Genomic DNA, 16222 nt, shown 5'->3' with positions numbered 1-16222 from the left:
CCAAAACCACGCTCCTAAACGGGCACTTAAGCACCATTGATCAGTCGGTTATAACTGCAGAAGTACTTCTTGATAAATTATATATAAAAATTGCTATGGAAGTGAAGAAATAGTTTCTTTCCGGTTTAACAAGATTTTTTTCTTGTTCGACGCTCCTAAAGAGAAGGAATTGCTAAAGTTGCAATTGATAGAGGGCTCACTTTACGTAAACAATATAGAGATTCTAAATAAGAAAGCTGTAGCATGTATGAGGATTTTTCGCATATTATTTGAACAATTTTTGAATGATTGTAAAAAAGAATTACCTCCTGAAAAACACATGTTGCTTCGCATAACTGAAATAGAAAAGCGCCTAAATCTTGATCCAGAAGCAGATCCAGAACATTACATTAGAAAACCAATAAACACAATTCAAAGAACAATAAAAACTACATTAGCCAAAAAGTTAGGACTAAACATCGAACGTAATGATGTGATTCAAACAGTTGGTTGGCCTGGATCATCGCGTAAAGATTATGGTTACCGTATTAACCCTTTTACTTTGGTAGTTCGTTAACTGTGTTGACGAGAAGTAAAAGTAGTATATTTTACCCTAAAGTCACATCTAGCTTTAAAATACAGTTTTTGTCTTATTTAAAAAAATATAAATTCTCAATTACGTAACTCACCAAAAACCTACCTTGTTTCTTTTGCTTTCTTCAATCTTTTCTACTCTGTTCGTTTGCCGGCTTTTGTGTTTGAAGCACATCTACACTCAATGCCCTTCTATAATATATATACCGGATTTCTCACTACTTTTTCCGGGATTTTCTGAAAAAAAGTTAAAATAATTTGAATGTAGCTCAGAAATTAAAGAGCTTTAAGAACCCGCTAAACGGAACTTCTAGATACCTGAGTTGTTTCCATTTTGGAAAGAACTGTTTACTGGGATTTTAAAGAGGTTACATGGGTTTTTGATAAAGATGCTATCTTCCCCCCCCCTATCCAAATCACTAATAACGCTATAACAACCCTCTAAAACGCTTTAAAGAACAGTGTTGTAGTAGAATCGGCTAAAATTAGCAGAGAATGTTTTGATTCCTTTCTTCTCACAGTGAAAACCTCAATCTTTAATCTTCTTGAGAAAATTATCCGAAGAAACAACTTTTACACCTCGCGCTTTTTCAAATGCCTCTCTTGCTACACTAGCATTTTTACCACCATCTTTTGCCGCCTCTAAATTCTCATAATAACCCTGTGCATCTTTGATTTTTACTTCATCAATAGTTGCTTGTTCGCCAAGCATGTTGAAAATTAGCTCAATTGGTGTCATATGGTCCCTTAATGGTTGCTTCTTTAGACCCTTTAGATCTTTATGTTCTTTAGTCCTGATACCAAAAGTTGCCTGAGAGATCACATCTGTCAATATTGCATATTCCTTGCCTTCAAGATGCTTATTATTATGGTCGGATATTTTTCTGTTATCCCATTCTTTTGTGAGTTGATTTCTTACAGATATGGATTGCATTCTCCTCTGTATCCACTCTTTAGAGTATCCTTTTGCAACATAATCAGCATAGGCTCGTTTAAATGCCAGCTCTGGATTTTCATATTCTTGTAATCTTTCATACCCGACTTTTGCAAGCCAACGTTTAAACTGCTCAACCTTTTTGGAAGGAACAGACTGTAAGATACGCAATAACCCCTCAACATTTGTACAATTAGCATTCTGTTTACCACCTTTTGTTTTAATTTCAAGGGGGGTGACAAATTGTCCCCATCCTTCAGAAAGCCCTATATCTCTGCTTTTCATCTTTTTTAGGTAATCAGATGGGTTCTTACTACCTGTGAGAAAAGCTATTACCTCTGTTATTACATACCACCACTCTCCATTGTGTAATACTCTAGTTACATTGTTATTATCAAATGCAGTAGTCTCAATATCCCCTTCTTTTAAAGTTAAAGTGTCAATCATATTGAAAATATGTTTATTCTAAAAATCAAATATAAACTAAGTTGCTTTTTATTACTAATAAATAGTAGAAGTTTTGTCTCCCTTATGTATGATAAAATTGGGGGCGTAAATTTTGATCTTTGTCTCCATTTTAAGCGGCAATCAAGTTTTACGAGCTTCTGTTTCTTCTTCTATGGCAGTAGCTAGAGACTTTTTTCCTTGAGCTTCATCTACAATTTGCTGATTTCATTACTGAGAGTTTTGCAATTAATTGCTCAGAGATTTTAAACAAAAGCTGTTCTACTGACATACTTTGCTATACCGAAATTATGAAAACTGTTCACCTTTTTGAAAAGATATTTTACAACAAATAAAAAACGTGATAAGCTAAAGTAAGGTTTTTTTTATAAGCAAGTAAAAGTTTAAAGTAAAAAATAATTTAGAGATGCCTCGTGGTCGAGTTTTAAGCTACTCTACATAAGTAATTTAGGTCTTAGTGTTATATTTGTACCCTGAAGTTGTAGAATGGCTTTAAAACGCAATTACGTAACCGTTCACGCAATGGCGTCAACTTAAGAGCCTTCATTAGCAGACTCTCCTAAAGACATGATGGCGTTTAGGCTTATCAACTTTGTCCATTCACGGTATAAGAAAGTAGTTTACAAAAATTGCATAATTAGTATAAAAAACAATAAACTAGATAGATGAGGGGTTGATGATAGAGGTGCTACAAGAAAAGATTGTGGTATTGGAGTCAGAAGTTGGTACTCTGAAAGCAGAGAATGATAAGTTAAGGACAAAAATAATTGAGCTAGAGGATAAGCTGGGTTTAAATTCAAAAAATTCATCGCTGCCACCATCGCAAGATGTATATCGCAAAAAGACAAAAAAGAAGAGCGATAAAAAACCAGGCGGGCAGCCAGGACATGAAGCGCACAAGCGGGAATTGATGGTAGCAGATGAGGTGGTAAAATGTTCAATTGATACAATTTGCATGTGTGGAAGCCAAGTTATTTTAGAAGAAGAAACTGTGCATCAAAAGGTTGAATTGCCAAAAATTAAACCGATAGTGACTGAATATAGGCTACAAAAAGGCTACTGTAAGGCGTGTAAGAAAAGGATCTCAGCTAGTCTGCCTGAAGGTGTGACAAGGGATCTTTTAGGAGCTAATGCAAAAGCAGTAATTAGCAGTTTTAGTGGATTTTTTATCAATTCAAAAAGGGAAGTACAGCAAATTTTGAGCAGCATATTTAATCTGAATATAAGCCTAGGTTTGGTATCAAAGACCGAGGGTAGAGTATCAGAAAAATGTATATCTGAATACGAAAAAATAAGAGAAGAGCTACGGAAAAGCAAGTATTTACATATAGATGAAACAAGCCATAGGAACCAGGGAAAGAAAGGTTGGAGTTGGGTAGTAACGAATAAAACAGCAACACTTATGAAGTTAGTTGGATCTCGCGGAAAGAAGATATTAAAAGGGCTATTGCCAGAGTATGATGGAATAGTTATAAGCGATAGGTATGCTGCGTATAATTACTTTAATCGTGAAAACAGACAGATATGCTGGGCCCATTTAGCAAGGGACTTTGAAAGGTTTTTTTACAGTAAAAATGTTGAAGTGAGCAGAATTGGCGCAGCATTAAAATCGCTGAGCAACAGGGTATTTGTGGTAGATAGAGCACGTAAACAAAACCTGATAGACAATTTAAGATTTTTCCGGTTAATGAGGAAGATTCGAAAAAGGGTGAAACATTTTTTGCGAGAGATAACAAGGGTTGCAAAAGGAACTCAGGCCTCGAGAATGGCTGCCAATATACTACGTTCTGAAGATATGATGTGGAGATTCGTGCGCAATCCTGATCTGATCGAGACAACCAATAACCTTGCAGAACGTCAGGCTAGACGGTACGTCATTTATCGTAAAAATAGTTTTTTCACTTGGTCAGAACGTGGAGAAAAGTTCATTGAAAGAATGCTTTCGATATTTTTGACTGCACGTTTGAATGATCAGAATCCTGTCCAGAAACTACAGAATTTAGTCGCTATTCCTGCCTAATTGGGAATATTCCGTGAACGGTTACCGCAATTACGGGCCATTTGTTTTTTCTGAGCGTTTTCTTTCATTTCTTTTATCAGATAACTTTGAAAGAGAGCTTTACACATATACATAACTTATTATTGTAAGTAAAAGAGAAACAAACAGAGTAGTATGTTTTAAAGTCATACTACTATATTATTATTATATAATAATAGGAGTTATTCTGAAAACTGAAAGTTGAACAAAACCCTCTATATTCCTGAACTTTTTCCCTATTGCTCAGTCTGCAGCTATAAAATTCAACAATCCCTCTAAGTTGTTGAAAATCTCGCATTTCTTTCATCCTTACTAAATTCAGTCTGCATAGACTAAGCAAATTCTGAAGACAAACTGAGCAAATCCGAAGACTGAAATAACTCATATTTTCTATTTTAATTTTATTAATTGCAGATGCTATGATGAACCCAAGTATTCGGATTTTCAACTGGTAAAATGCTACCATTCTCCAGTGATTTATAGTCGGTTGGTAAGACCTTTTCATAAATTGTCACTTCTTTATTCAGTTGATGATCAAATACCTTACTTTTCTTTTCCATGCCTGCAACACAAAGCACCCCATATCTAGTTCTTGCTCCATTTTTACCTTCTCTGTTAAATTTTATATAGCCTTTTGTAGCTAAAGTATCAATACGTTCACGGATCGAATGTTGACTACCAAGACCTGCTTTATTCTCAAATGCCTGACAGAACGAATTTATTGTATATAGACGTCCCTTCCGTGCTTCATCATAAATTAATTGTAGAATAGTATCATACCTACGCAAACGTTCTGCATCTAACCTTTGGCCATAATCTTTGTTCACAAGTCTTTGCGATTCATAATCAACTACGTACCAGTTATTGTTAATCTTATCAATGTATTTTGATGCAATAGCGTGGCCATTACGTAACTCAAAGATTAGTTGACGTTTACTTTGTTGTTCATCTGGTCTGTGCATAATTATTCCTGTAGTATAAAATCCCCTTAAGCTGCTTGCACCGCTAAAACTTTGAAATGGGTCTTCTTCCAATGATTTCTTTTGCATCTTCTTTGTGTGGTGTACTAAAATAACTCCTGCATCTTGATTAGCCAGCTTTCTCAATTTACCAACCCTTTCTTGTAGAAAGAATAACATAGCATTGTTGTCATTTTCACTACTATTCTCGCCGGCATCAAAAATATTGCGTAGTGGATCTATTGCTATTATATCAACTGCATTAGAGCCAAATGAACTTTCTATTTTATCTACAATAATCTCTATACTATCATCATTTAGAAGTAACTCCACTTGTGGTGTAATAACTAAGTTATATCCAGCAATTTCAAGAAGTTCTTCATTTAGTTTAATCTGCTGAAGACGTTCACGCATATAGTGATAGCCAACTTCAGTTTGTAAGTAAAAGATTTTCAAAGGTCTTGTGGGCATCATGTTCAAAAATGGAATTCCTCCTGCCATGTGTAATAACCAAGAAATAAGAAAATCACTTTTTCCAACCTTAGGTGCACCTGCAAACACCAATAGTCCTCCTGGAGTTAAAATTCTTGGAGCTATTATGTCTTTCGGCATTGGTGATTTATCGTTTAAATACTTTATTACTGGAATTGCTGAAAGTGAAATGCGACGTCCTGCTTTCTGAACTTTCGAGAATTCCTCGGTAGTTGATAGTTTTTTCACATATGGAACTTGAAGAATTGAAGATAAGAATTTTTCAACATTTATACCTTCTTTCACGCAATCAGCAGCGTCCCAACCCTTTGGTTTATCTTTAGGTATTTCCAAAATGCAAAGTTCTTCAACTCCAAGACAAGTAAGTTTCATAGCAGATTTTTCAGCGTATTTCTTACCTGGTTCATCATTATCTGGCCAAATAATAACATGTTTACCTTTGAGTGGTGTCCAATCTGTTTTATTTGGGTCTGCATTTGCTCCAGACATTGCAGTTGTGGCAGTAATACCTTGCTCTATGAGAGCATTTGCACACTTTTCCCCTTCTACAAGAAGAATTTTATCGGACTTTAAAATACCTGGAATATTATATAGTGGCCTTATCTTCGGTGCACCAAAGTCAGATTTTTTTATATCAAAAGGAAGATATCGCTTTCCATTATTATCATCATAACGATAGACTCTAACAATAGCTTGGCCGTTTTCATCGTAATAATCCCAATATGCAGTTGAATTTTTGAAATGACCAAGCCACTGAGCTATAGAAGTCATTACTTCAGGAAACTCTATTCTCGTACTTTTTCTATGTACTCCTGCCCAAAGATCAATGATATCACCACCTTCTCCTGTTGCAAAATCATGCCATAGGCCAGTTTCACTGCCACTTAATTCTACTACTAGACTCTTGCCTTTATCACCTTGTATATTGCCTACATAAAACTTATCACCATGAAAAGTTCCTCTTGGCAATAGATAAGAAAGGCATGATCTGATATTTAACAGAAGCTGAGCTTTAAGCTGTTCTTTTTCTACTAACGATGCATTTTTTCGTGAAGCTGCAGTATTAAAATCACAATAGATACCCATAAAATCTCCAATATATTTAAAGTTTAGAAATTTGGTTAAGCTGTGGCTATCCAGCGTCCGTTAACCATGTTTATGAATTTTGTTGGTATTGGTTTGCCGTTTTTAAGTTCGTACATCAATTGCAGAGTATTCCTTTCTGGCCTAAATATCATTACTCCAGATGTATATAAACTTCTTAAAACATTAGCACCACTCAATGCTTGAAATGGATTCTTTTTTAACGTAGTTGTGGATACTTTTTTGGTATAATGTGTAAAGATTACTCCGGCCATAGGATTAGTTATAGAACGTAGTTTATCAACATCATTTTTCAGAAAAGAGATCATACTCCTATAATCAAAAAGAGAATCTATCACTATAACGTCAACTGTTTTTACATCGAGATTTTCGTACATAATTTCTTTTATTTCTTCCACATTCAAGGTTAGTTTTATTTTTTGAGTGATGACTAAGTTTTCTGTCCCTACATCAAGGGTTTTCTTGCTGATTCTTAGCTTCTGTAAGCGCTCTCTTATGTAATCATATTCCATTTCATTCTGTAGATAGAATATCTTAAGTGGCTTTGCAGGCTTCATACCAAGAAATGATACTCCAGCAGCTAAATGTACTAACATGGAAAGTAGAAAATTACTTTTTCCTATTTTTGGAGTTCCACCTATAACTAAAAGACCACTTGGAGTTAGAATTCTTGGGCCTATTATATCTTTTGGCATTGGTGATTTATCATTTAAGTAATGCCTTGCTGAAAACGATGTAATTTTATGTTCTGTTGTGTTTTCCTTAGTATTTAACCACTTCTTAGCGGAATTTATATCACCCTTAACTAAAGTCCAAAGATCAATAATATCACCACTAATTCCTTTAGTAAAATTACGCCAATTTCCAGCTTCTTTACCCACTATTTTAACTGTAATCATATCCCCGTCACAGTTGCCAACATAAGTCCTCTCTCGATAAAAATTACCGTTTGGAATTAGGTAAGGTACACACTTCTTAATATTATCAATCAATAATCCTTTTATTTCCTTTCTCTGCATAAAACCCCCATACATACTTTTCATACGTTTAGAGCTGAGATTAGCTAGCTCACAAACAGTTTCAAAAGACTCTGAATCAAACCATTTAATTGCTTCTTTCTTTAGCTCTAGATTTTTTCCTGCTGCATCTTTGATAGCTCTCTCAATTACAGCAATCCAGAGCTTCTCCTCGTCGTACTTCAAAACGGAGATTCAATGCTATTGTTTTGTTCTGGAGTAACAACTGTAGCAATTCTGTTTCTATCTCCGTATCTACTGTCGGCTTCAATACCAACTTTTGCAGTAAACTCTAACCCGTTAAAATCAGCTATAGAGTTGATTTTTCTAGCAATCACTGCTTTCTCTGAAGTGTCATGTGCATGAATATTTCGTGCTGACTCCAAAATACTTCTAAGCATGGAACGACCAGATTCTCCCCAAACATCTTCTCCTTCAACGCTTGCTTTGCCACTTTTTATACCAATTACTTGAAAAATCTTGCGTTTTGCGTATGGACCTTCAGTAACAATAAATTCAGCGTTTAAATAGATGCTGCCGGTAGCATAGCTTTTAGTGAACCAATTTTCATAACCTCCAGGCTTTATTGCCATTTTTACCTTGACTATTGTACCTTTCGGTATTAAACTGCTTTGCAGTTTCACGTTATTAAAATCAGTTAAAAAATCTGATAACATATTGTCTCCTATAAATTAAGTGAAAAAAAGGAATCAACTCCATTGGTCTACAACCTTCCAACGACCATTTATCTTATCAACAAGCTTACTTGCCACACGTTCACCATTACGCAGTTCAAATACTATCTGACGTACAGTACTTTCTTCATCATGAGCAAACATCACCATGCCAGTGCTATAAAATCCACGTAAAGATCCAGCACCGCTTAGGCCTTGAAATGGATCTTCTTCCAGCATCTTTTTGGACAGTTTTTTTGTATGGTGAGTGAGTATTATGCCTGAATCTGGATTGATAACATTTCTCAGTCTTTCAAGCGTTTTTTGCAAGAAGAATAACATAGCGCTATTGTCATTTTCATTGCCATATTCACTTGAGTTAAAAATGTTACGAAGAGGATCAATCGCAATAATATCAGGTTTGAAACGCTCTTTAACAACATTTTTAATTTCATCTATTTCTTCACTGCTGAAAGATAATTGCACTCTTGGCGTGATAATTAAGTTATTGGCAGCTACATCCAAGAGTTCTTTATCAAATTGAAGTTGTTGCAAACGTTCTTTCATATATTCATATTCAATTTCAGTTTGCATGTAGAAAATTTTCAAAGGTCTATTTGGTGTCATACCAAGAAATGATCTACCGGCAGCCATGTAGATAAGCCAAGAGATCAAAAAGTCGCTTTTGCCGATTTTAGGTGGTCCACCTAGTACCAATAAGCCTCTTTTTGTTAAAATTCTAGGGTGGATAATATCTTCTGGTGTTGGTGATTGATCATCTAAGTATTCTTTCACACTGAAAAAGGGAATTTTTTGACCGATATTAAAAAAGCTTTGTTCCATAATAATTATTCTCCAATTTTTAATTAAATAATAGGAGCCAAAGTTTTGGCTTTAATTTTCGCAAGTAATTTACCTAAATGCGGTTCTTCAACCATATCAAGGCAGCCACTTCGATCTTTAGCAGGGTATCCCCAAGTATTAATAGTCTGACAGACAAATGAACGTTTCTCTGTACCATCATCTTTCTTGATTCCAACCATGCTGATTACCTCATCAACTATCCCTGGAATCTCACTAGCAGTTTTAGCTCCTTCACATTGAGGTAGCCAAGTTGGACGATTGCAGTCATCGAGATATTGACCTAATGTGCCAACTATTATGATGTCTTTATCTCTGATATGTTGAAACTGATTGAGCCAAGCCATCATCTCTTGAGCAAGCAACCCATAAGCAGCTCTTTTATCTTCTTTTCCTGATCTATCGGAAAAAGCTTCAGGTTGCATCCTTGCCCATAATAGACATAAACGTGAAGCAACGGTTATACTATCCACAAAGATGCATCGGTATTTAGACACTTCAGAAAGAAGATCTTTGTGCTTGCTACAGACATGCTCATAGTGTTTCTGACTATACGCCTGATCAGATTTTAGTGCAGGGTTCGGACCACCAATTAGGCAGGCAATATCCCGAGCTTGATTCCAAGTACGAACACTAATTGAATCTCCCTGCCAATCTTGAACAGCAAGCAGACCTGCTTCAAAGTCAAGACATAGTGTTGGTTCACTTATAGTCTTTAAGAGACTGGTTTTACCAATACCGTAAGGACCAAAAATTACTACTTTTATGCCTGTAGTTGTTTTCAATCTTTCATTATTGTTTAAAATTTTAAAAGTCATTTATTCACCTCAATGGTATATGTTATATATTCAGGAAAGGTAGAATTTATGTTCAATTTTTCTTTTTGCCCTTGTAGTAGATGGAAGAGAGTTTTATACGTATTTTTCTTACCATAGTATTTAAAGTAGTTCTTGATATGTTGTTCATCTTAGCAACTTCATATAAGTTAAAGTACTTGAGTTGCTCGCATATCTTTTGCATCTTTCTTGGTAGTGTTGAAATCATGTAATCTACATCAGTACGTTTTGCTACTTCATCTTCAAAAGCTTCTGTTTTCTCAATATTGATGTAGTTATTAATATTGCGCTTCATACATAGTTGTTTCTCTAATAAGTTGTTGGCACGACGTTCAGTTAATCTTGCTACAAAAGTGTTAAAGCTACCTTTACTTTCATCATATCTATCAAGATAAGTCCAAATTTCACAGAAAAGTTCTTGCTCAAGATCTTCATGAGTTTCATGAGCAAAGCATTCAAAAAGTTTTAATCTCTTAGCTTGATACCGTATATTTTGAACAACTATGGCAGTTTTTAGTTTCATAACTTTTCCCTAAAACAATTAATGCTTTAAGGATGAGAACCTATAGGTGCACTTTGTAGGACAGGAGCAAAAATAAATAATACAGATGCAATTTTTAAACTACTGATATTCAATTACTTTTCTTCAAGAATAATACACATCCAAATTTAAATAATACTGCAACAAAAAATTAGGCAAAAATTCATTTTTTTTGGACAAAAATTTTCCAAATCCTGAATATATATTATATAAGCCTTTCAAACTCATCACAGGTGTCAATTCTTACACAGTCAGGAAGAGCAGCAATAGCAGCAAGTATAAAAGAGCAGTCTCTACATCTTACTTGGGGAAGTGGTGATTCAAGCTCTGGAAGTAGCCATCAGGTCGAAAAAGTTTTTGTTGAGGGTGAAATAGCTCTAGATCACCATACTATTAAAGATGTAAGGGTTTTTACAGGACAAACAGTGTATCAGTCAAGTGTTGACTATACAGTTGATAGCAGTACTGGTGTAATAAAACTTACGGAAAATAGCTCCATTGCGGCAGGTAGTACAGTTACCATAGAGTATACTGAAAGCACACCACCTGAATCTATAAATTCTATAAAGCTCTTGAATGAACTTGGCAGACGTACTGCAGACGAGGTGCTATTCTGCATAGGTGATGAGAATGGAGAGCTTTTGACTCCTTCTGGAAGGTTTAGGCCTTCTGATGTACCAACCAATAACTTGTACCTTAAATTTACTTTCGATTTTAACGACGCTGCAAATCAAGTTATCAGGGAACTAGGAGTTATGGTTGGTACAAGGGTAAAAGAAAAATTGCCTCCTGGACAAAGGTATTTTGAACCACAAGATATAGAAGACCCAGGGATCTTATTAGTTTTAGAACATACCGTACCACTTATTAGAACATCTGCAACTCGGGAAACTTTTTCGTTTGTAGTGACATTTTAGAAAAAGAGAAAAAAAGATGACCTTAAATAGCTATTATAACCACTTTAATCCTGACAAAAAATACGAAAAAAGCTTGTTTCTAGCAGGAAGAGGTCTACAGTCAGCAGAATTAAACGAGACTCAGGAGTATGCTCTTTCAAAGCTTAAAGGCATAGGCGATGCAATATTTCGTGATGGTGATGTTATAACAGGAAGCAATTGTATTATAGATAGAGAAACTGGTAAAGTTACGCTTGAATCAGGAAAAATCTATCTGCGTGGTGCAGTTAGAAAAGTCGAAAAAGAAGAGTTTGTTATTCCTCTTAATACTATGGTTCGTATCGGTGTTTATTATCTAGAATCTACCATTACAGAACTTGAGGATGAAAACCTTCGTGATCCTGCTGTTGGTACAAGAAACTATCAGGAAGTAGGAGCAGCAAGACTTAAAGTTTCTACCATTTGGGGTTATCAATCTGAAGGTGTTTCTTCCCATTTTTCTGTAAATGGAGAATTTTATCCAATTTATAACATTGAAAATGGAGTATTAATAGAACATTCACCACCTCCACAAGCAAATATAGTAACTACTGCTCTTGCTCGTTATGACAAAGAAGCAAATGGTTCCTACGTCGTAAATGGTCTTGAAGTAATGTTCCTGCAAAAGGAAGAGGGAGAAGGAGGAAAAAAAATATTTGTGATTAATGAGGGCAAAGCTCATGTTGATGGTTATGAGATTGAACTTCCTCACAGTATTCGTGTTTCTTTTGATGAAGATCCGGATATAAAATCAGTTGAATCAGAACCACATACTTTTCAGCCAAATAGCCAAAGAGTAATGGAACTAAAAGTTAATGATTTTCCAATAAGTGAAATTAAAAAAGTAGATATAACTGTTCAGAAAACCATTACTGTTACTCATGGTTCATACTCTGGGGCTATTGATCCGATACTTGACTCTGCAGTACTTGAGATTATTCAAGTTAAACAAGGCAATGTTATTTATGAAAATAGTATAGACTATAAGTTAAATGCAGGAAATGTTGATTGGTCATTACCAGGTAAAGAACCAGCTCCTGGAAGTAGTTACCTAATAACCTATCGCTGTCGCACTCATGTAAGCCCTGAAGATATAAGTGAAGAGGGATGTAAAGTAAAAGGAGCAGTTGATAACAGCTTGGTTTTGATAGATTATACCTGGAAAATGCCCCGCTTTGATTTAATTACTATCGATAGCAAAGGGGTGGTAAGGAGAATAAAAGGAATTTCCCATTCTTGGCGACCATCGATGCCAAAAGCGCCTAGCGGACAACTTTTGCTCTGCTACATTCATCAGACGTGGAAAAACGGAGAAAAAGAAGGGGTAAAAATAGTGAATAATGCTATTCATGCTGTACCGATGAATGAGCTTGAAGCAATGAAAAAAGGAATAAATGATCTTTATGCGCTTGTTGCACAGGAACGTTTACGCAGTGATGCAAATTCAAGAGAACCTACTACCAAAAAAGGAGTATTTGTTGACCCATTCTTTGATGATGATATGCGTGATCAAGGAATTTCGCAGTTTGCAGCAATAGTAAATAGAGAGCTAGTTCTGCCAATAGATGTAGAAGTTGCAGATATTGAAAAAGGTGGGGAAAGATATCTTTTGCCATATGAACTTGAACCGGTACTGGAGCAGCTTTTACAGACTAAAGGAGAAAAGATCAATCCATATCAAGCTTTTGATCCAGTTCCGGCACAAATTACTCTAAATAAAAATATAGACCACTGGACGGAGGTTACCACGAATTGGAAAAGTCCAATAACCAGAGCATTTAATGTTAAAGAAACAACAGAGCTGATGTCAAGTACTTCATATGAAGCTGAATTTATGAGAGAAGCAGTACAGAATTTTGAAATTGAAGGTTTTGAGCCAAGTGAGAAGCTTAAAGAGATAAAATTTGACGGAATAAACATTCAACCTATAACTTAAAACTGGAAAACCAAATGTTAACAGCTAACAACCAGGGAAAATTAAAGGGAAAGATAAAAATCCCAGCAAATATTCCAGCCGGTACTAAATTAGTGCAATTTTACGGGGATAAAGGAAGTTATGGAGAAGCAACTTATACTGGTAAAAAAACAATTACCATAGAGGAAAGAAGAAGAGTTATCGCAGCAAGAAGAGTTGATCCTTTAGCCCAAACATTTACTTTAAGTGAGAGCAGATACATAGGGGGTCTAGATTTATGGTTCACAAATAGCGGCAAAAAACGTGTTGTTGTGCAAATTAGAGAAACAGCAGTGGGAATGCCCTCGCAGACTGTCATTGCTGAAAGTTATATTGAGCCAAAAGATATAAAGATAGATGGCACAGCAACACGTATAACTTGGTCACCAGTGTTTTGTCATGCTGGGCAGGAATATGCGATAGTTTTACTTACCGATGATGCAGATACTGCAGTAAAAATAGCAGAACTTGGCAAATATGATGCAGTAAATAGCCGCTGGGTAACAAGTCAGCCATATCAAGTAGGAGTATTACTCTCATCTAGCAACGCAAGTACTTGGACTCCACATCAAAATTTAGATTTAACGTTTCGACTACTAGCTGCAAAATTTAGTGAAGTTTCTCATGTTGTTGATCTGGGCAAAGTTACTGTAAATAATGTATCAGATTTAATTGTTTTGACGAACGTCGAAAAAGTAGCATTTGATACCAATGTGGAATTTATCTTAACAGATGAAGAGGGAAAAGAAAACTTTTTGTCTGATAATTTGCCGCTTGCACTGCGTGAAAGACTATCTGGAGAGTTAACAGTAAAGGCAAATTTAAAAGGGTCAAAAGAAAAAAGTCCAGTGCTATATCCAGGGTTACAGCTAGTTCTAGGTAATCTTTCAGAGTCCGGAGATTATGTAACGAGAAGCATTACAGCAGGGGCTAACACTAAGATTACCATAACATATGATGCGCTAATACCTGGCACTGCAGATGTAAAAGCATATGTGCAAAAAAATGTAGATTGGCAATTAGTAAATTTAACATCAGGAAAACCAATTGGAGAAAACTGGGTGGAGAGAACTCATGTACTGACAAACTTTAATGCTAATGAGACAAGGATAAAATTGGTTTTAAGTGGAACGGTTGTCTATCGGCCAAAGGTAAAAAATTTGCGGATTGTTATAACGTAAAAAAATGCCAAATAATGAAACGAGGCGCGGATATCCTTTACCACATCCAGAGAATATTGCTGTGCAAGATGTGGTACGTATTCGCAAAGCGGTAGAAAAAATAGATGAAGATATGAGTGAGAGGGAAAGTAAATACAACGATCTTCAAAAAGCATTTGAACGACTGAATTTTGAGAATTTTTTGAATTTTTGGAGTAATAACAGATGACTATCGCCAAAGAAGTAGTTTATGCATTACATCAGAGACTGAAAGATCTATCTGTAAATGCTACCCCTGATCAACTCGCATATCTCGCAAAATCGCTGGAGTTGATAGCAGATAAAAAAGCTATTGCTGACATTGTGCAGATGACTGAGGTAAAAGAGATAATTGATGCACTACAAAAGAGGCTTAAGGATTTAGCAGAAAACAGTACACCAGATCAATTAGCATATCTTGCTAAAGCATTGGAATCAATAGTCGACAAAAGTGCAGTTTCTGAAATTGTACAGATGACTGATGGTAAGCTAAAAGAACTTCTTGATAGTGCAAAAAAACACTTAACTGATCTGGATAATAAAAAAGCTAGTTCTTTAGCAGTGATCTCTGAATCAGAGAAGCAGTTATTAAAGAGAATTGATGAAAAAGGAACAACAAATTTATCGCTACTTGATACGAGAAAGAATGCCAATATTGCAGCAATAAATAGCATTAGTAATAGTCATAAAGATGGTCTTAAAGGTTTAGTAGAAGATTTTCGTGCTGTTACCACTGGCTCATCAATTATAGGAGAAATAGAAACTCGAATTGAAAACATCTCTAATGAGGTAAAAACTCGGGATGAACAGTTAAAAGCGTCTCTTATAAATGAAATAAGAAAGCGCAACATGGTTGAACCAGGGTCATTACCTTTCTTATTTGGTGTACTTGGCAGAAAAAATAATTATTTTGGCCACGGAACTTTTACGACAGAGCTTGGAAAGTGGAGTAGTGATATAACAAAAACTGACTATATGTTACAACTACTAGCAGGTAGCCATACGTACAATACAGATTACGTTAGTTTTTATCGGCCAAGACAACTAAGTTTTATAGAGGGAAGTAAAGGAACATTTATTTACGGAGAGTTATGCACAAAAAGTTTTTCGGGTAGTTATGATGAGATATACTATTACCCGTATGCTGCACTTGGAGTAGTATTTGTAAAAAATACAACCAATGTGAACATAAATAAAACAATAGAATTTGTTGGATCATCGTATTCGAGTACGGAGTATGGGGGAGCAGGATTATTTGTGGGAACTCCTGATAACACTAATTCTAATAAATCAAGTATTTCAAAAATAGTATGGAAAAATGTTTACCAATACACGAGTTCTGATAGCAAGTTAGCCGGATCTGGGAATGTAGAAATTCCAGCAAGAAAAACAGTTGCAATATTACTTTACACATCATCTTACCTGTATTCCAGAACACAAGTTAGTCAAGGTATGCTTGCATCAAATTATGTACACAACTATGGTCAATTTATTCAGTGGGGGATTTATAACATACGTAGCAATGTTCTAACTACAGGACTTGAAGTAGATGTGGAGAGAACGCTAAAAGCTTGGCAATGTCCAGGGTTATCTAGCACATGTGAGATTTGGCAGTAAATTAAATTAGGGAGAGAAAAAAAC

At 35.5% G+C, this 16222-nt stretch carries 14 protein-coding genes; 7 read left to right on the top strand and 7 right to left on the bottom strand.

Annotated elements, in window-relative coordinates:
* Window positions 1-142: 142 nt before the first annotated feature.
* Window positions 143-556: a hypothetical protein gene (locus tag OPR21_RS05110; RefSeq protein ID WP_265029724.1), complete on the top strand. Its 414-nt coding sequence runs from the start codon at window positions 143-145 to the stop codon at window positions 554-556.
* Between the two features lie 546 nt (window positions 557-1102).
* Here the strand turns inward: OPR21_RS05110 and OPR21_RS05105 are convergent.
* Entirely contained in the window at window positions 1103-1954 is an 852-nt protein-coding gene (locus tag OPR21_RS05105) for a BRO-N domain-containing protein (RefSeq protein WP_264686500.1), read from the bottom strand.
* Between the two features lie 694 nt (window positions 1955-2648).
* On the opposite strand from OPR21_RS05105, the gene tnpC reads away from it, so the two are divergent.
* Entirely contained in the window at window positions 2649-3992 is a 1344-nt protein-coding gene (gene tnpC, locus OPR21_RS05100) for an IS66 family transposase (protein ID WP_265022247.1), read from the top strand.
* Window positions 3993-4414: 422 nt separating this feature from the next.
* On the opposite strand, the gene OPR21_RS05095 is transcribed toward tnpC, so the two are convergent.
* The 6 genes from OPR21_RS05095 to OPR21_RS05070 are packed head-to-tail and all read right to left on the bottom strand — an operon-like array spanning window position 4415 to window position 10475.
* Window positions 4415-6547, bottom strand: a complete 2133-nt coding sequence (locus OPR21_RS05095) for an AAA family ATPase (RefSeq protein ID WP_265029723.1) — start codon at window positions 6545-6547, stop codon at window positions 4415-4417.
* A 35-nt stretch (window positions 6548-6582) separates the two neighbouring features.
* The gene (locus OPR21_RS05090; RefSeq protein ID WP_265029722.1) at window positions 6583-7767 is read right to left on the bottom strand and encodes a helicase RepA family protein; all 1185 of its coding nucleotides are present in this window, start codon (window positions 7765-7767) and stop codon (window positions 6583-6585) included.
* Window positions 7764-8258, bottom strand: a complete 495-nt coding sequence (locus OPR21_RS05085; protein ID WP_265029721.1) for a hypothetical protein — start codon at window positions 8256-8258, stop codon at window positions 7764-7766. The genes OPR21_RS05090 and OPR21_RS05085 overlap by 4 nt, the downstream gene beginning before the upstream one ends.
* 33 nt (window positions 8259-8291) lie before the next feature.
* On the bottom strand, window positions 8292-9098 hold the full coding sequence (locus OPR21_RS05080; RefSeq protein ID WP_265029720.1) for a helicase RepA family protein: 807 nt from the start codon (window positions 9096-9098) through the stop codon (window positions 8292-8294).
* Between the two features lie 23 nt (window positions 9099-9121).
* On the bottom strand, window positions 9122-9934 hold the full coding sequence (locus tag OPR21_RS05075) for an ATP-binding protein (RefSeq protein ID WP_265029719.1): 813 nt from the start codon (window positions 9932-9934) through the stop codon (window positions 9122-9124).
* 52 nt (window positions 9935-9986) lie between these two features.
* The gene (locus OPR21_RS05070) at window positions 9987-10475 is read right to left on the bottom strand and encodes a sigma-70 family RNA polymerase sigma factor (protein ID WP_265029718.1); all 489 of its coding nucleotides are present in this window, start codon (window positions 10473-10475) and stop codon (window positions 9987-9989) included.
* 251 nt (window positions 10476-10726) lie between these two features.
* On the opposite strand from OPR21_RS05070, the gene OPR21_RS05065 reads away from it, so the two are divergent.
* From OPR21_RS05065 to OPR21_RS05045, 5 genes are read left to right on the top strand one after another with little or no spacing between them, the layout of a single operon-like run.
* On the top strand, window positions 10727-11410 hold the full coding sequence (locus tag OPR21_RS05065) for a hypothetical protein (RefSeq protein ID WP_265029717.1): 684 nt from the start codon (window positions 10727-10729) through the stop codon (window positions 11408-11410).
* A gap of 16 nt (window positions 11411-11426) precedes the next feature.
* On the top strand, window positions 11427-13364 hold the full coding sequence (locus tag OPR21_RS05060) for a DUF4815 domain-containing protein (protein WP_265029716.1): 1938 nt from the start codon (window positions 11427-11429) through the stop codon (window positions 13362-13364).
* Window positions 13365-13378: 14 nt separating this feature from the next.
* Window positions 13379-14563, top strand: coding sequence for a hypothetical protein (locus tag OPR21_RS05055; RefSeq protein ID WP_265029715.1), 1185 nt, complete (start codon window positions 13379-13381; stop codon window positions 14561-14563).
* A gap of 4 nt (window positions 14564-14567) precedes the next feature.
* On the top strand, window positions 14568-14771 hold the full coding sequence (locus OPR21_RS05050; RefSeq protein ID WP_149168981.1) for a hypothetical protein: 204 nt from the start codon (window positions 14568-14570) through the stop codon (window positions 14769-14771).
* Window positions 14768-16198 (top strand): hypothetical protein, encoded by a 1431-nt coding sequence (locus OPR21_RS05045; protein WP_265029714.1) that lies wholly within the window; start codon window positions 14768-14770, stop codon window positions 16196-16198. The genes OPR21_RS05050 and OPR21_RS05045 overlap by 4 nt, the downstream gene beginning before the upstream one ends.
* The last annotated feature ends 24 nt before the right edge of the window (window positions 16199-16222 follow it).

Source organism: Wolbachia endosymbiont (group A) of Philonthus cognatus, from assembly GCF_947251755.1.
Classification (GTDB): Bacteria; Pseudomonadota; Alphaproteobacteria; order Rickettsiales; family Anaplasmataceae; genus Wolbachia; species Wolbachia pipientis.
The sequence above is the reverse complement of the archived record's forward strand: the minus strand, read 5'-3'. Positions and strand labels throughout refer to the sequence as shown.

Coding starts and splice junctions, on each gene's coding strand:
- OPR21_RS05045 (WP_265029714.1), top strand. CDS start 14,768: ATGACTATCGCCAAAGAAGTAGTTTATGCATTACATCAGAGACTGAAA.
- tnpC (WP_265022247.1), top strand. CDS start 2,649: ATGATAGAGGTGCTACAAGAAAAGATTGTGGTATTGGAGTCAGAAGTT.
- OPR21_RS05050 (WP_149168981.1), top strand. CDS start 14,568: ATGCCAAATAATGAAACGAGGCGCGGATATCCTTTACCACATCCAGAG.
- OPR21_RS05095 (WP_265029723.1), bottom strand. CDS start 6,547: ATGGGTATCTATTGTGATTTTAATACTGCAGCTTCACGAAAAAATGCA.
- OPR21_RS05060 (WP_265029716.1), top strand. CDS start 11,427: ATGACCTTAAATAGCTATTATAACCACTTTAATCCTGACAAAAAATAC.
- OPR21_RS05075 (WP_265029719.1), bottom strand. CDS start 9,934: ATGACTTTTAAAATTTTAAACAATAATGAAAGATTGAAAACAACTACA.
- OPR21_RS05085 (WP_265029721.1), bottom strand. CDS start 8,258: ATGTTATCAGATTTTTTAACTGATTTTAATAACGTGAAACTGCAAAGC.
- OPR21_RS05105 (WP_264686500.1), bottom strand. CDS start 1,954: ATGATTGACACTTTAACTTTAAAAGAAGGGGATATTGAGACTACTGCA.
- OPR21_RS05055 (WP_265029715.1), top strand. CDS start 13,379: ATGTTAACAGCTAACAACCAGGGAAAATTAAAGGGAAAGATAAAAATC.
- OPR21_RS05070 (WP_265029718.1), bottom strand. CDS start 10,475: ATGAAACTAAAAACTGCCATAGTTGTTCAAAATATACGGTATCAAGCT.
- OPR21_RS05080 (WP_265029720.1), bottom strand. CDS start 9,098: ATGGAACAAAGCTTTTTTAATATCGGTCAAAAAATTCCCTTTTTCAGT.